This is a genomic window from Allobosea sp. NPDC055353, assembly GCF_053644975.1.
Genome location: NZ_JBSHMC010000002.1, coordinates 121235 through 138346, shown reverse-complemented (window position 1 = coordinate 138346; position 17112 = coordinate 121235). Strand labels below are relative to the sequence as shown.

Genomic DNA, 17112 nt, shown 5'->3' with positions numbered 1-17112 from the left:
GAGGTTGCGACCGGAAGGCGGCGAATGCGTGGCGGAGGCCCGGAGCGTTTGAACGGAACGGGCTAGGCGCCCGATCCGCCGCCGTAGCGCTCTTCCATCTCGGCGCGCATGGCGTCCGCGCCGAGCAGGCGCGATCCCGCCATCTTGACCGAGCGGATCTTTGCTCCGTCACGCTCCAGCGCGACGGTCTCGCCGGGGCTGTGGAAGCCCGACGCGCGGACGATGCGGCCTTGATCCGGGGCTTCGACCGCGATCTCGGCGGCGTCGAGGAAGGGCGTCAGCAAAGCCGGAGTGGCGCAGAGCACGCGCTCGGCGACGGGCACGAGATCGGTCGCGCCCCAGAGCGTCCACCAGCGGCCGGTCCAGTCGCGCGTCTCGGCCGAAGGAGCACCACGCTCCGCAAAGGTCTTGAGGATATGGGCGACGCCGTCGAGCCAGGGATGGGCGAGGCCGTCGGTGGCGTTGGTCAGGACCGAGATCGTCAGATCCTGTTTCGGGATGATCGCGGTGCGGGTGATGAAGCCCTGGAAGCCGCCGGAATGGCCGACCCAGCGCCAGTCTCCCTCGCCGCCGGAAATGGTGCCGAGGCCGTAATGGCGGCCGAGGCTGGATTCGTCGTCCGGCCAGAGCCGGCGCGTCATCTCGCGGCGGCTCTTGGCCGAGAGGATGCTGCGCTCGGCACTTGGCGAGAGCTGCGCGAAATAGCGGGCGACATCGGCGGCGGTGCCGACGAAACCGGTGGCGGACGCCATGGCATGGCAGTGATTATCGGCCGGGATGATCGCGCGCCGGCCGAGCAAGTACCTGCCGGTATGGCCTTTCGCCATCGGCCGCTGGCCCCACAGCCCGATATCGGGCTTGGTCTCGGTGAGGCCGACCTTGGCGACGACCTCGTCGGTGATCCATTCGTTGTAGCTCTGGCCGGTCACGGCCTCGATGACGAGGCCGAGCAGGCCAAAGCCGTGGTTCGAGTATTTGAAGCGCTGCGAGCTCGGAAGAACCGGCGGCTTCGCGAGGTCGGCGAGCAGTTCCGCCTTGCTGCAGAAGGGCTTGCGGTCGAGGAACTGGCCGGCATCAGGGCCGTCACGGGTCAGGCCGGCGCTATTCGAGAGAACCTGGCCGATGGTGACCCTGGCGATCTCCGGGTGCAAACCGTCGATCAGGCTGCCGACCTCGTCGTCGAGCCGCAGGCGGCCTTCGTCGACGAGGCGCAGGATGCCGGCCGAGGTGAAACTCTTGGAATGCGAGGCGATGCGGAAGCCGTGGCGCGGCGTCAACGCCTCGCCGGTCGCGAGGTTCGCGCTGCCGAACGCGGCTTCGAGCACGATCGCGTCGCCGTCAGCGATCGCAACGGCGCAGCCCGGCTGGTCATGGTGGCGGCGCTGGAAATCGAGCCAGGTCGCGACATAGTCGAGGGCGGGAGCAAGCCACGGCTTCATGATCTCAGGTCCGTCACGGTTCCGGAAGGGTGTGAGCATCGCACGATTCCGCCGATGCCGGACAACCACCGGAAAGGCTGGCCGGCCATGCCCGCTGCGGTTGCTTTCGCTTGCCCTTCCCGGCCCGTCGTGGCATCGCTCCCGGCCAATTTTCGAAAGGACCCAGGATCGTGGACAAGACAGAACTCGCCAAGCTCGAAGGCTATCTGCGCCGCACCTTCAACAATCATGCGATCAGCGTACGCGCCCGAATGAAGAAGAACGACTCGGCCGAGGTCTATCTGGGCGAGGAGTTCATCGGCATCATCCATGTCGACGACGAGGATGGCGACCGCTCCTTCAACTTCACCATGGCGATCCTCGACGTCGATCTCGAGGACTGAGGTCGCCAAAGCCGAAGGCTCGAGCCCTCCTCCTGAGGAGCCGCGGACGCGGCGTCTCGAAGGATGGTCCAGTAGGTTCCAGAGACTGCTGAAGCATCCTTCGAGACGCCATTCCCGAGGGAATGGCTCCTCAGGATGAGGGCTTCGGGCGCTTCTTGCGGGCTCTGGAAGGCCGACTTCCTACCGGATCAGCCCGTCGAGCGTCCGCCTGACACCGCCGAGCATCACCGCCCAGTCGGCGATGATGGCGCGGGGGAAGCGGATGTTCACGTCCATGCCGCGATGCTGGAAGGTGATGCGGCAGGGCTCATCGAGCCCGGAGCCGGTGTCGATCGGGCAGCGCGCGGCAAAGCCCTTGCCATCGGGGACGGAGACGTAGAACTCGTCGTTCTCGAAGGGCGAGCCCTTGCGGAAGCCACGCACTACGAGGCCGCCGGGATTCGACCAGACGGTCGGGGTCAGGAAGCGGGCATAGGTCGCGAGCTGCCTCGCCGGCTCGTTGACCCGGTCGGGCGGGCTCAGCGTGACAAGGAGCCGCTTGCGGTTCTCCGGCTGGGCCGGACCGAGGCTCGGCCAGTCCAGGCGCAACCGGACCATGCCGACGAGCCGGCTCGTATCGTCATCATCGTCGATCCCGGAGAGGTCCTTCGGGATCATCAGGGCGACATCGCCGACGCGGGCCGGCTGCGGCACGCCCCCCGGTTCGTCGCGGCGATGGGTCAGGTAGACGGCCAGCGCCGTCGCCAGCACGCCCGCCGTCAGGATCAGCAGTGCCGCCTTCAGCAGGGCGCCGTCGGCGCGCGGCAACGGAGCGGCCCGCTGCTGCAGGCGCATGCGCACCATCGAGGTCAGATGGGCGGCCTGGTGGCCGGGCCGGTGGTAGGGCAGCGATGCGGTCATTCCGGTGCCTTGCGATCAACTGGCACCACTGAATCACCGACGGCTTAATGCGCCGTAAACCATGACCGCGCCGGTACGGTTAACCATCGGTTATCCTGGATCTCTCTCCGGTGTCCGCTTCTACGGGCCGCTGGTCAGATTTTTCTCGCGTTGTGATTTTGCAGACGGTTGTTCCGCAGACGTCCCCAAGCTTCCAAGCGCCGGTCGATAGGGCGATGGCACTTTATGACCATTTGGAGCGACATGCCGACCATTGCGGCGATCTGCTGATGCGCCCGGCCCCGGATACGCTCATTGCAAACCTAGGTGGCGCGGAGGTCGTGAGCGAGGGGAGGGCCTTTCATCGCCAAGCCCCGCTCTAAGCGCCCAGGCGGTCAGAAGCCGCTACGTCCCCAGCCGCTGCTTGAGCTCGTTCTCAATCTCTTGAGCAACCGGTCGCCTATAGTGGGTGCGGTCAAAAAAATTACTCGGGTCGTTGGTCAGATCGCTGGCTGTCTTGCCATCAATCAACACTCCTCCCTTGCGCCGCGCTATGAACTCCCCGAACGCACGCTTGCATGCTTCTTCTGAAGCCAGTGCCGGGCCTTCTTTCGGGATAATTGGCGCCCAAACCGGCAGCATTACCAGTGCTACGGCTGCATCCTTTGGAGCAGCATCGAGAGCTTGATCCAGCATACGAAGGGCCGGGTACTCGCCGGTCAAATTGATCGAATTGACCCAAGGCTTGGCGAGCTCTTGGCCGACCTTCTCCCTGTCCCATTTGTAGTCGAGTTCAAGATCCCAAAACCCGCGAGGGTCGGGTGGGCGAGCGGTCGCCTTCTCTGGATTGATGAACCACTGGAACGCCTGCTCGACACTGTCATACCGAAACAACCCGACTGCATACGAGAGCAGGCTCTCGCTTATGAGCCATGTCGGCAAAACTGGCTCTTCGACGTATCGAGGAACCGATCGGCACCAGACGTCGTCAACACCAATGACGATAGCCCGAGTGCGGGCTCCTCGGTTCTTGAGAAACCATTTGAGTGCCAGCATCTCTGACGCGGTCGACGCCCCTGGCAATGTCAACGAGACGAATTCCAATCCGGTGCTGCTTGAGAGGCGATGTGGTGACAGCGGGGCAACATGCGAATTGCCAATGATGGCCGCGTTGAATTGCGGGTTGCGCCCCAGGCTAGCGACCGCCATGCGGCTTGATATCGAGGAAAGCGGACGTTGCCCAAAAGCGGAAAGTCGTCCGGTGTCGTAGGGATCGGCCAACAAAGTGAAAAGCCAAACTGTCGCGGCCCCGCAGAAAGCCGCTATGAGAAAGGCCGTCACGAAACCCGCCCAATTTCGCATTTATATCCCGTCCCGAGCGCCGCACGAATCCGATGCTGCTTTCGTCGCTGAGGTCGACAGATAGATCAACCTTAGGCGAGCGCCGCTGTGGCTTCAGGGAAGCTGCCACTGTCCCGTCTCACTCCCCCTGGTTCCGGTTCCGCCCCGATCTGTTTCGCTCGGGCGTGAAAAACGGAATCCCGTGTGGTACGGGGCTTTTAACGATCTCTGTTTACCATTGGTTAAATCTTTCCTTCACAGTTCGTAAACCATGCGGCAGGCTCGGGCGTCGCCCTGGTCGAGAGTTCGCGTCCGTGACCATCCAGCCTTCCGCCGTCGAGGCGCTCCAGTCCCTGTTCCTCGGCTTTGCCTTCGCCGGGTTGCTGGCGAGCGCGTTCGAGCTGTTCACGGCGCGGCGCGCGGATTTCAAGCTGCTGCAGGCCGGCGGTCTCGCTGCCGTCGCCAGCGTGCCGGTGGTGGTCTTCTGCGCGCCCTTCCTGATCCTGCGCAACACCGTGCACAGCCGGCCGTCGGACGGGAGGCCATTCGCCTTCGTGATGCTCGCGAGCATGACCGCGGCGATCTGGAGCCTGGTCTCGGGACGGGTCGTGCTCGACCTGCTGCATTTCCTCGGCGCTTGACGACGGGCGCTGCGGGCCTGCAATCCTGAGGGCTCGAACCGTCAGGACAAGCCGATGCCCCTCTATGCGCTCGATGGAACCAGGCCCGAAACCGCCCCGGCCGGAGACTGGTGGCTCGCGCCCGATGCGCATGTCATCGGCCGCGTCAGGCTGGCGGCCGGGGTGGGGATCTGGTTCGGCGCGGTGCTGCGTGGCGACAATGAGTGGATCGCGATCGGCGAGGGCAGCAATATCCAGGAAGGCTGCGTGCTCCATACCGACATGGGCTTTCCGCTGACGGTCGGCGCCAATTGCACGATCGGTCATCGCGCCATCCTGCATGGCTGCACGATCGGCGAGAACAGCCTGGTCGGCATGGGCGCAACCGTACTCAACGGCGCCAGGATCGGCCGCAACAGCCTCGTCGGCGCCAATGCACTGGTGACGGAGGGCAAGGAATTTCCCGACAATTCGCTGATCGTCGGCTCGCCGGCCCGCGCGATCCGGACCCTCGACGAAAAGGCTGCGGACGGGATCACGGCTTCGGCGCGTGCCTATGTGCAGCGTTGGCGGCAATTCGCGGCCGGCCTCCAGCGGCTGGATTGAAGCCAAAAACGAAGCGGGCCGGCTTCCCGATGAGGAAAGCCGGCCCTTGGCGAAACCCGATCCCTTGGGGACGGGTGGGTGGGGACGTGACCGAGCCTCGCCGTTCTTAGCGCCGCAGCCGGCTTGTAGCTGCGGCAGTCTTCCTCAATGCTGCACCGAGGCGACCGTCGGTGTCTGCGCGCCGCCGAGCGAGGTCCAGCCCGTGCGGTACTGGGACTCGCGCTTGACGTAGACGTAGCCGGTCTGGCTCCAGGGCAGGATGGCGTTACGCTTGTTGTCGAGAATGAAATCGCCGCGATCGGTGCGGATCATCAGCACGGCGTGGCCGGCATTCTCCTCATCGATCACCACGGTGACCAGCATGGCGCGGCGGGGCAGGCCGGCTTCGGCCAGGCGCTTGCGCTTCAGCAGAACGTAGTCCTCGCAATCGCCCTTGCCGTCGGTTGGGATGTCCCAGCGGTCGACGAGGCCCCAATGATCCTCGTCGGTGATCGCCTCGATCTCGCGATTGATCGTGTTGTTGACGGCGACGATCGTCTTCCAGAGCTTGGAGTTCACTTCGATCCGCTCGGCCTCGCGAGTGTCGGTGCGGCATTCCGACGGCATACGCTTGCAGAAATCCGTCCAGGCATAGGGTGCGCGGGCGTCGCCGGAAGCATTGGCCGGAAGGCTCGCCACCGGGATGCCGGCCGAGCCCTGGGCCTGTGCCGCGGTTGCGCCGGTCATGACGACCATGGCGGCCAGTGCGGTACCAATCAGATTGCGATGGAGTGAGAGCATGTCGTCCCCTTTCTGTCCCGGGGAGACGATGCGCGGCGGCAGATGGATTCGAACTGAAATGGAAACGTACAAATTTATGTATTCGGCCGGTAGGGCGGCCAAGTAAAAATCAGGATCAACCTTGTTCGAAATCGGAAGTAATGATTCGATGCGATGGAACAACCAAGCGTTAACTATTAATTGTTCGTTGTGCTGAAAGGGTCGATTAACCTAATCATTCGTTACCGCGCCGAGGTGCAGGAAGGGCGCCGGTCGACCCACCGATTCCGGGCGTAGCCGTGGAGAGGGCCGCAGCATCGAGTGGAACGCCAGCCTGCGATGAGGAATTGTTCCCAACCGACTCAGGTTCGAAAGGCTCGCTATGACTGCACTGACGATCTGGACCTATGATTGGGTGCCCAAGGGCGTGTGGGGTTTCGTTCGCGATCTCAGGCTGAGATGGGCGTGCGAGGAAGCCGGCCTCGCCTACGACGTTCGCACCATCCCGTTCGACGGTCGTGAGACCAATCATCTCGCGCGCCAGCCCTTCGGCCAGATTCCGTTCCTGGATGATGGCAACGTGAAGCTGTTCGAGAGCGGAGCAGGCCTGCTGCATCTGGCCCGGAAAAGCGAGACGCTGATGCCGATCGATCCGATCGGAGAAGCGGACACGCTGCAATGGACGCTGGCCGCGCTCAATTCGATCGAGATGGTCGCCGTGCCCTGGTGGTTCCTGACAGTGACCGGAGCTCCCGACAATCAACTGACGGGGTGGCTCGACATGCGCCTCGGCCAGCTCGAAACGCTTCTGGGCGAACGCGAGTGGCTCGCGGCCGGCCGCTTCACCGTCGCGGATCTGCTGATGGCGGATGTGCTGCGGGTCGAGAAGCTCCGCGCCTTCGGCGACCGGCCGGCGACGGAGGCCTATATCGCCCGCATCACCGATCGCCCGGCCTTCCGCAAGGCCCAGGCCGATCAGACCGCCTTGTTCAAGGCCGCCGACGCGAAGCGGCGCGCTTGAGCGTGATGCGGAAAGGGCAGGAGGCCCGCAAAGCGGGCGTCAGAGCTCCAGGTTCTCGTCGAGCAGGTCGGCCGAGAGCGGGAAGCGGAACTCGGCGGCATAGCCGCCGTCGAAGCGGCGCACGACGCGGGCCGGCGTCGTGCCGATCCGGACCGGGGTGTTGATCGGCAGGTCGAGGTCGCTGGAAAAGGCGGCGCCCGAGAGCGAGATGTCGATGATGCGGACGATATGCTCGGCGCCGTCATCCATCGTCAGGACCGAACGCGGATTGCGCGGCACGATGCGCTCGTGGCGGCGATCCTCGGGCAGGCCGAGCTCTTCGCGATTGGCCAGCCAGGTCAATTGCGCGGTGAATTTCTCGCGCTTGCGGCTGGTCGCGGTGATGGTCATCGCGAAACCTTCGGCCGTGGTGCGCACGCAGGTGCCCTCGATGCGGCCGAGATGCTCGAGATAGACGATGACGCGTTCGCCGGGCCGGGCCTTGGCCGGCGCCGCGAGATGGACGCCGCCAGGCGAGATGTCGATCGACTGGCAGGGATATTCCATGCGGTTCGGCAGCATGTAGCGCCCCAGCAGCACGACCTTCATACGGAAATGCCGCCTGCGCTCAGCAGGGAAAGCAGCCGCACGGGGCGTTTTGAGGGCGCTCAACATCAATTACCGACCTGGATTCCCGGGTGATCCTAGGTGGGCTGGGTTAACGTAACGTTCAGATCAGGCCCGCCCGCCCGGTAATACCACGAGACGAGGCGGTTCGGCACGGCGCGGCGAGACTGGCGGGCGCGCGGCCGCCGCAGGCCAGAGCATCCTGAGCGAGATCATCCGCATCGATTCGATGGTGTCGAGGCCGAGCCAGTCCGGCGACAGGGCAGGCGAGAGTGCGCCCAGAACGCGGGCATGGGTCCGGCCCCGATAGCGCAGCGGCAGCAGCAGCAGTTCGAGATAGATCGGCGTGCCGGTGGCCGATTTGCCCGAGAGGCCGGCAACCGCCCCGGCGCTCTCGTCCATCACGGTCTGGACGAGGCGGCGCATGTCGCCCTGGGCCTCGACATCGGCCCAGAGCGCGGTGAAGGCGCGGCCGCGCAATTCCTGGCCGATCAGGGCGCAGAGCCGTGTCCCCGCGAGCCGGAAGACCGGGCCGATCGGCTCGTTCTCCAGCACGAAGGTGTCGGCAAGGGCGTGCCGCAAGGCTCCAGGCTCGATCTCGCCGCGCTCCGGCGCGGCCCGGTCGCCGCGCAACCCGTCCCAATATTCGAAAACCAGACGTGTGCTCGCGTTCTTCATCCTGTGCCCATATCGCCGTCTGTCTCTCCCCGGAGCGGTCTCGCGTCCGAAGATGACGCGGATCCGTCCGAAAGGAGGACGAATCAGTCCCTCGGAAGATCGCTGACGCATTCGCCGTGCCGTCTTGCCACCGCCGCCTGAGTCGGGGGAGGCGGCAGGGTCGTTAGGGTTAATCAAGTGTTAGGATTGTGGATGATCGTTAAAATGCGCATCAATTGCCCCGGATTTCGCGGATGCGGACAGCATGCGCGGCACGAGGTGGAGGGGGGCGTGAGCCAGCCGCCCGGCATGACCGGGCGGCCTCACAGCCGGCGAAAAAGGGGACGGCGCGAGCTGCTCCCCTTTTTCGTTGAGTCGAGGCGGCCGGCCGCTTGCGCCGCGCCGGTGCTTCGGCAAGTGTGACGGCCGCATGGCTTCCCACGATCCTTCCCCGCCGCGGCGCGAGCCCGTCTTCAACCTGCCTTCGGTCGTGGTCTGGCTGCTGGCGGTCCTGGTCCTGATCCAGGCCGGCCGCTCGCTTTTGTCGGACTATGACGATTACGTGCTGATGTCCTGGCTGGCCTTCGTGCCGGCGCGATTGACGCTCTGGCTTTCGCCGGGCCGGATCGACGATGTCGTCGGCGCGATGGCCCAGTCCACGGCGGGGCAGGACGTGGTCGAGCGGCTGCAACTCGTCAGGCTCCTGCTCGCCGATGGCGGGGTCCGTCTCTGGACGGTCCTGACCTATGGCTTTCTGCATGGCTCCTGGCTGCATCTCGTCTCCAATGCGGTCTGGCTCGCGGCTTTCGGCAGCCCGGTCGCGCGACGGCTCGGACCGGGCCGCTTCCTCAACCTGGTGGCGCTGGCGACCATCGGTGGCGCACTGCTGCACTGGTGGTCGCGCGATCTCGACGTGCTGCCGCTGGTCGGTGCCTCCGCCGGCATCTCGGGGGCGACGGCGGCGGCAGTCCGCTTCGTCTTCGCGCCGGGCTTGCGCTTCGGTGAGCTCGGCGACGACGCGGTCGTCAAGGCGATTCCCGCCGAACCGCTCGGGCAGCTCTGGCGCAATTCGCGCGCGCTGCTGTTCATCGCGATCTGGTTCGTGACGAATATCCTGTTCGGCGCCGGGCTCGTGCCGATCTTCGGCGATGAGACCAGCATCGCCTGGGAGGCCCATATCGGCGGCTTTATCGTCGGGCTGCTGCTGTTTCCGCTGCTCGACCGGGGCCAGCAGCGGCGCTGACGGGGCAGCTCCGGTCCGCTTCCCGCGATCTTGCCTGCGTCATGGTCTTCGCCCACACTCGCTTCATTGCGAAGCACTTCCCGAGCCGGCCGGCATGGAGAGTCTTGCCGGCGCTTGCGGAGTTCCAGCGAAACCGCGCGCCGGAAACGGCGCGCCTGCGAGGAGGGATGAGCCATGAATGTCGAGCAGTTGCTGAGCGGCAAGGGGCATGATGTCATCTCGATGCAGCCGCATCGGACGCTGTCCGAGGCGATCCGCACGCTGAGTGAGAAGCGCATCGGTGCCGTGATCGTCATGGGGGCGGATGGCGCGCTGGTCGGTATCCTGTCCGAGCGCGACATCATCCGGGCGCTCGGCGAGTTGGGCGGCGCAGCCCTGGAGAGCGCGGTCTCGCGCTCGATGACCTCGAAGGTCGTGACCTGTCGGCCGCAGACCAGCGTCGACGAACTGATGGAGATCATGACGACCGGCCGCTTCCGCCACGTCCCGGTGGTCGAGAATGGGCGCGTCACCGGTATCGTCTCGATCGGCGACGTGGTGAAGCACCGGGTCGCCGCGATCGAGGCCGAGAGCCAGGCGATGCGCGACTATATCGCCATGGCCTGATGCCGTCTGCGCGGCCGGAGGGCTTCAGCTCTCCGGCGCGATATGGTTCGCGGCAACGAGGGTGGCGATGTCGTCCAGGGCCCGCCGCGCCGCCTGCCGGCCGAGCTCGATGGTCTCGCCGGCGCGGTGGAAATCGAACAGGCCGATGCGGCCGAGCTTCGGGCCGATCATCACGTCCGGCGGATCGCCTGCCAGGCGCGAGCGCGAAATCCGGTCCTGCGTGATGTTGAAGGCGTCGATCATCACGCCGGCGAGGCCGGGACGGTTCTCCGCCGGGCGGCCGACGATGTTGCGGACGCGCTTGGCGGCGCCGCTGATCCCGTCATACCACCGTGGCTCCGGCTCGACCCGCACCTCAGGCACGAGCGGATCGGGATCGGAACCCTGATCCTGGATGGTCGTGCCGCGGCCGGCGAGGTCGTTGTTGAGGTTGACGCAGATCACGACGTCGGCGCCGAGCGCGCGCGCCGCCGTGACCGGGACCGGGTTGACCAGTGCGCCATCCATCAGCCAGCGACCGCCGAGCTTCACCGGATCGAAGATGCCGGGAAGGGCATAGGACGCGGTCAGCGCCTCGACCAGCGGGCCATGGGTCAGCCAGATCTCGTGACCGAAGCCAAGCTCCGTCGCGATGGCGACGAAACGGCGGTCCAGTTCCTCGATCCGGATACCGTCGAGTTGCTGTTCGAGCAGGCGCTTCAGGCGGCTGCCGGCGATCAGCCCGGCGCCGCCGATATGGAAATCCATCAGCCCGACGATGCGGCGCTTGGTCATGCTGGTGGCGAATTCGGCGAGCTCGGGCAGCTTGCCCGCGGCAAGGCAGCCTCCGACCACGGCGCCGATCGACGTCCCGGCGATGACGTCGGGGGAGAAGCCAGCCTCGATCAGCACTTCGAGAGCGCCGATATGGGCCCAGCCGCGCGCCGCACCACCGCCGAGCGCGAGGCCGATCTTCGGCCTGACCAGAGCCGGCTGGCCCTCGACCGGGCGCATGTCATTCATTGCGGCACCACCTCCGCCGAGACCAAAGGCTCGCCGCGCGACACCATCCCACCGCATGGGCCTGTCCCTCCGTGGAATGAGAGGGTCTCAGAAGCCGATGAGCGAAAGATGAACGGCCAGCCTCCGGCCATTATCGCCTCTCTTTGACGGATCCGTGAAGGCGTGCCGGCGGCATTGTCGGTACGCGCCGGCTTCAGGTCGATCAGTCGCATACGATCAGAGGCTTCCCCGCCTCATCCCGCAGCGGCCGGGCCCGGTAGAAGCAGGAGCAGCGCCCGGTGTGGCAGCAGCCGCCGTCGCCGGCCACCTTGACCTTGATCCAGAGCGCGTCCTGGTCGCAATCGATCCGCATCTCCACGATGGTCTGGATCTGGCCCGAGGTCGCGCCCTTGTGCCAGAGTTCCTGGCGCGAGCGCGACCAGTACCAGGCCTCGCCGGTCTCGATCGAGCGCTGCAGCGCCTCGGCATTCATATGGGCGACCATCAGCACCGCGCCGCTATCGGCCTCCGTCGCGACGACCGTCACCAGCCCGTTCGCGTCGAAGCGGGGGCTGAGCACCGTGCCCTCCTCGAGGGCGTGCTTGTCGGATGCGGTGGGGAAGAGGGACATGGAGGCTCCGAGGAAGGCGGTCACGCGTCGCGCCTTGTAAAGGAATGCCGGGAGCGGCCACGAAGCCGCCAAGTGATGCAGACAGCTACTGGAAACACGCCGCTGGAACCACCGTTGTCATTCCGGGGCTTCGCGTAGCGAAGAGCCCGGAACCCACGACTGGGCGAGCGGCTCACAAGCCGGCATAAAATGTCCCACCCAGTCGTGGGTTCCGGGTTCGCGCCTACGGCACGCCCCGGAATGACAAAGGTGGTGCGAAATCGCTGCTACCAAGTGTCAACAGTGCCTACAGCCCCGATGATTTCACCATTGTGAAGAAGCGGACCTGTTCGGCCGTGTCGTCACGGAAGATGCCGCGATATTGCGATGTCATGGTCGATGAGCCCTGCTTCTGCACGCCGCGCATCGACATGCACATGTGCTCGGCCTCGACGAGGACGGCGACGCCGCGCGGCTCCAGCACTTCCTCGATCACGTCGGCGATCTGGGCGGTCATCGTCTCCTGCGTCTGCAGGCGGCGGGCATAGACATCGACGATGCGGGCGAGCTTCGAGAGGCCGACCACGCCCTTCGACGGGTAATAGCCGATATGCGCCTTGCCGACGAAGGGCACCATGTGGTGCTCGCAATGCGAATAGAACGGGATGTCGCGGACGAGGATCATGTCGCGATAGCCCTCGACCTCCTCGAAGACGCGGTCGAGGATGTGGCGCGGGTCCTCGGCATAGCCCTTGTAGAATTCCTTGTAGGCCTTGGCGACGCGCCGCGGCGTGTCGGCCAGGCCCTCGCGCGACGGATCGTCGCCGGCCCAGAGCAGGAGCGTGCGGACAGCGGCCTCGGCCTCTTCCTGTGTCGGCTTGCGGACCAGAAACTTGTCGGCGGAGGGGCCGATGGCCCCCTCGACGGACAAGGACTTAACCACAGGGATCATGTGGTGCCTCCCGTTGGGACGATGAAGCCTCGCGAGCCGCCCCTTAGAGGCAGCGGCTGCTTGGCTGGTGCGACAAGTTTGATGCCTCGCGGCGGAAGAGGTTCCCATGCCCTCCCGTTTTGCGGCGATCAACCTTATATTGGGTCCTGGTGCCGGTCATTCCAGACCGGCCGGAGCCGGGTCTGATCAGGTTATTCAACCTGATCGGTGAATCCGCCTCCGACTATACGATAGAGAACGCGTTGTCCGATCGGATTGCGCTGCAATCCGATCGGAGCGTGCTCTAGGATCCAACCATGCTGGACGACGTCTACAACAAGCGCATCCTCTCGCTTGCCGCCAATATCCCCCTGCTGCAGCGCCTGCCATCGCCTGATGCGACGGCGCGCGCGCATTCGAAGCTATGCGGCTCGACCGTGACAGTCGATGTCACCATGGCGGGCGATGTCGTCACCGGCTTCGGCCATGAGGTGAAGGCCTGCGCGCTGGGGCAGGCCTCGTCCTCGATCATGGCGCGCCATGTCGTCGGCTCGACGGCGGCGGAATTGCGGGAGGTGCGCGAGCAGGCGCGTGCCATCCTGAAGGAGAATGCCGAGCCGCCCGAGGGCAAATGGGCCGATCTCGCCGTGCTCGTACCGGTGCGCGACTTCAAGGCGCGCCACGCCTCGACGATGCTGACCTTCGACGCAGTGGTCGATGCGATCGACCAGATCGAGGCGAAGCGGCGCGAGGCCGCGGCCTAGCGGCCCGCGATATTTGCCATACCTTTGTCATTCCGGGGCTTCGCGTAGCGAAGAACCCGGAACCCACGACTGGGTGGGACACCCGACGCCCAATTGTCAGCGGCTCACCCGGTCGTGGGTTCCGGGTTCACGTCTTCGACGTGCCCCGGAATGACAAGGGTTGGTTCGAACCGGGAACGTTTCCGCGCCGCCTGACGATATGCCGTTCGTTTACTTCACGCCGAAGGCGACGCGGATTTCCGGCAGGGTCTCGTCGAAGCGCACCTTGAAGGCGTGGTCCGCCAGCAGGGCCTTGGCGACGGCGCGGCCGACCTTGTCGCCGGCAACGAGGTCGCTCGGATAGTGGAAGCCGCAGATCAGGCGGCTCTCGTCATAGCTCTTCACCCGTTCTTCCAGCTTGTCCGAGAGCTCGGGGATGGCGGCCTTGAGCAATTCGGCATAGAGGGCCGCCGTCGCGGCGTGGCCGGACGGGAAGGAGGTGCCGACCGGCCGCGCACCGGGGCAGGGCTTGACCCGGACCTTGGCCCAGAGCTGGAAGGGGCGCTGGCGACTGGTCAGGCGGTGAACGCTCTTCAGCAGGATGCCGAGCTCGACCTGCGCCTCGCGGAAGAGCAGCCGGACCTCACGATGGGTACCGTCGACATAGCCGGTGTCCATGCCGTTCAGGAAATTCACCAGCGCCTGGCGCTGATCGGCGATCGCCTGCTTCTCGCGCTCGGGCGTGCGGTTCAGGGTGATCTGCTGGACCTGCTCGAACTCGGCCTTGCCCTCGGGGCTGTTCTGCGCCGGCGGCAGCCCGATGATCTTGGCGACGTCGAGCTTGGCGCCGTCGAGCCAGAGCAGGTAAGGCCGCTGCTGGGCCGAGGCCGGCATGGCGAGGCCGAGACCGAGTGCCAGTCCGGCACCGAACAAGGTCTTGCGAACGAGGGCTTGGCGAAAGCGGGCGGCGCGCATCATGTGTCCGGTATCGAGCAAGGGAAGCGGTTCTGATTGTGGCTGAACGGAACGAAGCAGACGATCTATTTCAGCGTCTTTTTGTTAAGCAAAGATGTTCGCGCTTGCGAAGGGCTGCGCTTTTGCCTCGGAAAGCCGCTCATATCGCGATTCGTGGCTATCAGCTCAGCCTTTCGATGCTGGTCGGGCGGCATTGCCGGCACTGGCCGAGCTGCTCGGCCTATACCGATGAGGCGATCCTGCGCTTTGGCCTCTGGCGCGGCGGCTGGGTCGGTTTCGCGCGGATCTGCCGTTGCAACCCATGGGGCACCAGCGGCGTCGACATTGTCTGCGAGGCATTGCCGCCCGCGGCGAGGTGGTATAGGCCATGGTCCTATGGCCGCTGGCGCGGGACGAACGTGCCGGCGGCTTTCGATTCCGACGCCGAACCGACTGCGGGCGGCGGAACGTAACCCTCACATTCGCAGCCGGTCTGACTTACGGGGTCCGTATCCCCGAGTGAGCAGGAGCACGATCGATGACGATCTCCCTGACATTTCCCGATGGCGCCAGGCGCGAATTCCCCTCCGGCATCACCGGGGCCGAACTCGCCAAGGGCATTTCCCCCTCGCTGCTGAAGCGCACCGTCGCGATGGCGCTCGACGGCGCCGTCGTCGACCTCGCCGACCCGATCACCGCTGACGCCAGGATCGAGTTCCTGAACCGGGAAGACCCGCGTTCGCTCGAACTGATCCGGCACGACACCGCCCACGTCCTCGCCGAGGCCGTGCAGGAACTCTTCCCCGGCACGCAGGTGACGATCGGCCCGGTTATCGAGAACGGGTTCTTCTACGATTTCGCCCGCAACGAGCCCTTCACTCCGGAGGACTTCCCGGCGATCGAGAAGAAGATGCGCGAGATCATCGCGCGCGACAAACCCTTCACCAAGGAGGTCTGGAGCCGCGACAAGGCCAAGGATTTCTTCGCCGCCAAGGGCGAGGCCTACAAGGTCGAGCTGGTCGATGCGATCCCCGCCGACCAGACGCTGAAGATGTACGCGCAGGGCGACTGGATCGACCTCTGCCGCGGCCCGCACATGACCTCGGTCGGCAAGGTCGGCAACGCCTTCAAGCTGATGAAGACGGCCGGCGCCTATTGGCGCGGTGACAGCAACAACGCGATGCTGACCCGCATCTACGGCACGGCCTTCGCCAGGCAGGAAGAGCTCGACGCCTATCTCAAGCAGCTTGAGGAGGCGGAGAAGCGCGACCACCGCAAGCTCGGCCGGGAGATGGACTTGTTCCATTTCCAGGAGGAGGGGCCGGGCGTCGTGTTCTGGCACTCCAAGGGCTGGCGCCTGTTCCAGGAGATCATCGCCTATATGCGCCGGCGCCTCGCCGCCGACTATGAGGAGGTGAATGCGCCGCAGATCCTCGATAAGTCGCTCTGGGAGACCTCGGGCCACTGGGGCTGGTACCAGGACAACATGTTCGCGGTGAAGTCGGCCTCGGCCTTCGAGAACCCGGCCGATGCCGAGCGCGACCATCGCGTCTTCGCGCTGAAGCCGATGAACTGCCCGGGTCATGTCCAGATCTTCAAGCACGGTCTGAAGAGCTATCGTGATCTGCCGATCCGGCTTGCCGAATTCGGCAATGTCCATCGCTACGAGCCCTCGGGCGCGCTGCATGGGCTGATGCGCGTGCGCGGCTTCACGCAGGACGACGCGCATATCTTCTGCACGGAGGAGCAGCTCGCGGCCGAGTGCCTGAAGATCAACGACCTGATCCTGTCGGTCTATGAGGATTTCGGCTTCACCGAAGAGCTCGTCATCAAGCTCTCGACCCGGCCTGAGAAGCGTGTCGGTTCTGACGCGGTCTGGGACCATGCCGAAGAGGTGATGACCGGCGTGCTGGAGCGGATCGCGAAACAGTCCGGCAACCGGATCAAGACCGAGATCAATCCGGGCGAGGGTGCCTTCTACGGGCCGAAATTCGAATATGTGCTGCGCGATGCCATCGGCCGCGACTGGCAATGCGGCACGACGCAGGTCGACTTCAACCTGCCGGAGCGGTTCGGCGCCTTCTATATCGGCGCCGATGGCGAGAAGAAGCAGCCGGTCATGGTCCACCGTGCCATCTGCGGCTCGCTGGAGCGCTTCACCGGCATCCTGATCGAGCATCATGCCGGGCATTTCCCGCTCTGGCTGGCGCCCGAGCAGATCGTGGTCTGCCCGATCACCTCTGAGGCGGATGCCTATGCCGAGGATGTGACGATGGTGCTGATGGGGGCTGGCCTCAGGGCGCGTGCCGATCTGCGCAACGAGAAGATCTCGTACAAGGTGCGCGAGCACTCGCTGGCTAAGGTCCCGGTCATCCTCGCCGTCGGCAAGCGCGAGGCCGAGGAGAAGACCGTGACGGTCCGCCGCCTCGGCAGCCAGGCGCAGACGGTGATGACGCTCGACGAGGCGCTCGCGGCGCTGGGCCAGGAGGCGTTGGCGCCGGATCTGGCGCGCAAGAAGGCCGTGAAGGCGGGCTGACGACTTGCCGACCAACGATTGTCATTCCGGGGCGCGCGTAAGCGCGAACCCGGAACCCACGACCGGGTGAGCCGCTCGTAACCGAGCATTGGATGTCGTACCCGGTCGTGGGTTCCGGGTTCTTCGCTGCGCGAAGCCCCGGAATGACAAGGGTGGTTGCGCTCCCCTAGCGAATCCTGGCCTCGCCATGCCAGATT

19 protein-coding genes are annotated in these 17112 nt (G+C 65.4%); 9 read left to right on the top strand and 10 right to left on the bottom strand.

The features are described 5' to 3' along the window. Nucleotides 1-62 precede the first annotated feature (62 nt). A complete protein-coding gene (locus ACWIEX_RS13910; protein ID WP_454033630.1) occupies nt 63-1439 on the bottom strand; it encodes a serine hydrolase domain-containing protein in 1377 nt (458 codons plus the stop codon). Nucleotides 1440-1609: 170 nt separating this feature from the next. Here ACWIEX_RS13910 and ACWIEX_RS13905 point away from each other — a divergent pair, with 170 nt between their 5' ends. Further along, entirely contained in the window at nt 1610-1822 is a 213-nt protein-coding gene (locus tag ACWIEX_RS13905; protein WP_061967041.1) for a DUF3126 family protein, read from the top strand. Between the two features lie 180 nt (nt 1823-2002). Here ACWIEX_RS13905 and ACWIEX_RS13900 read toward each other — a convergent pair whose 3' ends face one another. Continuing rightward, nucleotides 2003-2722: a hypothetical protein gene (locus tag ACWIEX_RS13900; RefSeq protein ID WP_454033629.1), complete on the bottom strand. Its 720-nt coding sequence runs from the start codon at nt 2720-2722 to the stop codon at nt 2003-2005. 384 nt (nt 2723-3106) lie between these two features. Then, nucleotides 3107-4042, bottom strand: coding sequence for a hypothetical protein (locus ACWIEX_RS13895; protein WP_454033628.1), 936 nt, complete (start codon nt 4040-4042; stop codon nt 3107-3109). 314 nt (nt 4043-4356) lie between these two features. On the opposite strand from ACWIEX_RS13895, the gene ACWIEX_RS13890 reads away from it, so the two are divergent. Continuing rightward, nucleotides 4357-4683 (top strand): DUF6949 family protein, encoded by a 327-nt coding sequence (locus ACWIEX_RS13890; protein ID WP_454033627.1) that lies wholly within the window; start codon nt 4357-4359, stop codon nt 4681-4683. A gap of 54 nt (nt 4684-4737) precedes the next feature. Continuing rightward, nucleotides 4738-5268 (top strand): gamma carbonic anhydrase family protein, encoded by a 531-nt coding sequence (locus ACWIEX_RS13885; RefSeq protein ID WP_454033626.1) that lies wholly within the window; start codon nt 4738-4740, stop codon nt 5266-5268. A gap of 144 nt (nt 5269-5412) precedes the next feature. Here ACWIEX_RS13885 and ACWIEX_RS13880 read toward each other — a convergent pair whose 3' ends face one another. Then, on the bottom strand, nt 5413-6048 hold the full coding sequence (locus ACWIEX_RS13880; RefSeq protein WP_454033625.1) for a transglutaminase-like cysteine peptidase: 636 nt from the start codon (nt 6046-6048) through the stop codon (nt 5413-5415). A 361-nt stretch (nt 6049-6409) separates the two neighbouring features. Between ACWIEX_RS13880 and ACWIEX_RS13875 the strand changes: the two genes are divergently transcribed. Continuing rightward, a complete protein-coding gene (locus tag ACWIEX_RS13875; RefSeq protein ID WP_454033624.1) occupies nt 6410-7048 on the top strand; it encodes a glutathione S-transferase family protein in 639 nt (212 codons plus the stop codon). A gap of 39 nt (nt 7049-7087) precedes the next feature. Here the strand turns inward: ACWIEX_RS13875 and ACWIEX_RS13870 are convergent, their stop codons facing one another. Next, entirely contained in the window at nt 7088-7702 is a 615-nt protein-coding gene (locus tag ACWIEX_RS13870; protein WP_454033623.1) for a PilZ domain-containing protein, read from the bottom strand. Nucleotides 7703-7762: 60 nt separating this feature from the next. Continuing rightward, nucleotides 7763-8332 (bottom strand): PAS domain-containing protein, encoded by a 570-nt coding sequence (locus tag ACWIEX_RS13865; protein ID WP_454033622.1) that lies wholly within the window; start codon nt 8330-8332, stop codon nt 7763-7765. A gap of 409 nt (nt 8333-8741) precedes the next feature. On the opposite strand from ACWIEX_RS13865, the gene ACWIEX_RS13860 reads away from it, so the two are divergent. Both ACWIEX_RS13860 and ACWIEX_RS13855 read left to right on the top strand, forming a co-directional pair. Further along, a complete protein-coding gene (locus tag ACWIEX_RS13860) occupies nt 8742-9554 on the top strand; it encodes a rhomboid family intramembrane serine protease (RefSeq protein WP_454033621.1) in 813 nt (270 codons plus the stop codon). A gap of 174 nt (nt 9555-9728) precedes the next feature. Then, the gene (locus tag ACWIEX_RS13855) at nt 9729-10160 is read left to right on the top strand and encodes a CBS domain-containing protein (protein ID WP_061967056.1); all 432 of its coding nucleotides are present in this window, start codon (nt 9729-9731) and stop codon (nt 10158-10160) included. A 24-nt stretch (nt 10161-10184) separates the two neighbouring features. Here the strand turns inward: ACWIEX_RS13855 and ACWIEX_RS13850 are convergent, their stop codons facing one another. The 3 genes from ACWIEX_RS13850 to folE all read right to left on the bottom strand — a co-directional run bounded on the left by ACWIEX_RS13850 (nt 10185) and on the right by folE (nt 12703). Next, a complete protein-coding gene (locus tag ACWIEX_RS13850) occupies nt 10185-11162 on the bottom strand; it encodes a patatin-like phospholipase family protein (RefSeq protein ID WP_454033620.1) in 978 nt (325 codons plus the stop codon). A 202-nt stretch (nt 11163-11364) separates the two neighbouring features. After that, nucleotides 11365-11772, bottom strand: coding sequence for a phosphoribosyl-AMP cyclohydrolase (gene hisI, locus ACWIEX_RS13845; RefSeq protein WP_454033619.1), 408 nt, complete (start codon nt 11770-11772; stop codon nt 11365-11367). Nucleotides 11773-12058: 286 nt separating this feature from the next. After that, the gene (folE, locus tag ACWIEX_RS13840) at nt 12059-12703 is read right to left on the bottom strand and encodes a GTP cyclohydrolase I FolE (protein WP_454033618.1); all 645 of its coding nucleotides are present in this window, start codon (nt 12701-12703) and stop codon (nt 12059-12061) included. A 296-nt stretch (nt 12704-12999) separates the two neighbouring features. On the opposite strand from folE, the gene ACWIEX_RS13835 reads away from it, so the two are divergent. After that, on the top strand, nt 13000-13446 hold the full coding sequence (locus ACWIEX_RS13835) for an iron-sulfur cluster assembly scaffold protein (protein WP_454033617.1): 447 nt from the start codon (nt 13000-13002) through the stop codon (nt 13444-13446). 210 nt (nt 13447-13656) lie between these two features. Here ACWIEX_RS13835 and ACWIEX_RS13830 read toward each other — a convergent pair whose 3' ends face one another. Beyond that, nucleotides 13657-14403: a phosphatase PAP2 family protein gene (locus ACWIEX_RS13830; RefSeq protein ID WP_454033616.1), complete on the bottom strand. Its 747-nt coding sequence runs from the start codon at nt 14401-14403 to the stop codon at nt 13657-13659. A 119-nt stretch (nt 14404-14522) separates the two neighbouring features. Between ACWIEX_RS13830 and yidD the strand changes: the two genes are divergently transcribed. Both yidD and thrS read left to right on the top strand, forming a co-directional pair. Beyond that, complete coding sequence (gene yidD / locus ACWIEX_RS13825; protein WP_454034793.1) at nt 14523-14852, top strand: membrane protein insertion efficiency factor YidD; 330 nt, start codon at nt 14523-14525, stop codon at nt 14850-14852. Between the two features lie 65 nt (nt 14853-14917). Then, nucleotides 14918-16915 carry a threonine--tRNA ligase gene (gene thrS, locus ACWIEX_RS13820; RefSeq protein WP_454033615.1) on the top strand — a complete coding sequence of 666 codons (1998 nt, stop codon included), beginning with the start codon at nt 14918-14920 and terminating at the stop codon, nt 16913-16915. Nucleotides 16916-17112: the final 197 nt, after the last annotated feature.

Bases quoted from the DNA above. Each gene is read 5' to 3' on its own strand.
- ACWIEX_RS13910 (WP_454033630.1), bottom strand. From the start codon at position 1,439: ATGAAGCCGTGGCTTGCTCCCGCCCTCGACTATGTCGCGACCTGGCTC.
- ACWIEX_RS13900 (WP_454033629.1), bottom strand. From the start codon at position 2,722: ATGACCGCATCGCTGCCCTACCACCGGCCCGGCCACCAGGCCGCCCAT.
- ACWIEX_RS13885 (WP_454033626.1), top strand. From the start codon at position 4,738: ATGCCCCTCTATGCGCTCGATGGAACCAGGCCCGAAACCGCCCCGGCC.
- ACWIEX_RS13880 (WP_454033625.1), bottom strand. From the start codon at position 6,048: ATGCTCTCACTCCATCGCAATCTGATTGGTACCGCACTGGCCGCCATG.
- ACWIEX_RS13875 (WP_454033624.1), top strand. From the start codon at position 6,410: ATGACTGCACTGACGATCTGGACCTATGATTGGGTGCCCAAGGGCGTG.
- ACWIEX_RS13870 (WP_454033623.1), bottom strand. From the start codon at position 7,702: ATGTTGAGCGCCCTCAAAACGCCCCGTGCGGCTGCTTTCCCTGCTGAG.
- ACWIEX_RS13865 (WP_454033622.1), bottom strand. From the start codon at position 8,332: ATGAAGAACGCGAGCACACGTCTGGTTTTCGAATATTGGGACGGGTTG.
- ACWIEX_RS13860 (WP_454033621.1), top strand. From the start codon at position 8,742: ATGGCTTCCCACGATCCTTCCCCGCCGCGGCGCGAGCCCGTCTTCAAC.
- ACWIEX_RS13855 (WP_061967056.1), top strand. From the start codon at position 9,729: ATGAATGTCGAGCAGTTGCTGAGCGGCAAGGGGCATGATGTCATCTCG.
- ACWIEX_RS13850 (WP_454033620.1), bottom strand. From the start codon at position 11,162: ATGAATGACATGCGCCCGGTCGAGGGCCAGCCGGCTCTGGTCAGGCCG.
- hisI (WP_454033619.1), bottom strand. From the start codon at position 11,772: ATGTCCCTCTTCCCCACCGCATCCGACAAGCACGCCCTCGAGGAGGGC.
- folE (WP_454033618.1), bottom strand. From the start codon at position 12,703: ATGATCCCTGTGGTTAAGTCCTTGTCCGTCGAGGGGGCCATCGGCCCC.
- ACWIEX_RS13835 (WP_454033617.1), top strand. From the start codon at position 13,000: ATGCTGGACGACGTCTACAACAAGCGCATCCTCTCGCTTGCCGCCAAT.
- ACWIEX_RS13830 (WP_454033616.1), bottom strand. From the start codon at position 14,403: ATGATGCGCGCCGCCCGCTTTCGCCAAGCCCTCGTTCGCAAGACCTTG.
- thrS (WP_454033615.1), top strand. From the start codon at position 14,918: ATGACGATCTCCCTGACATTTCCCGATGGCGCCAGGCGCGAATTCCCC.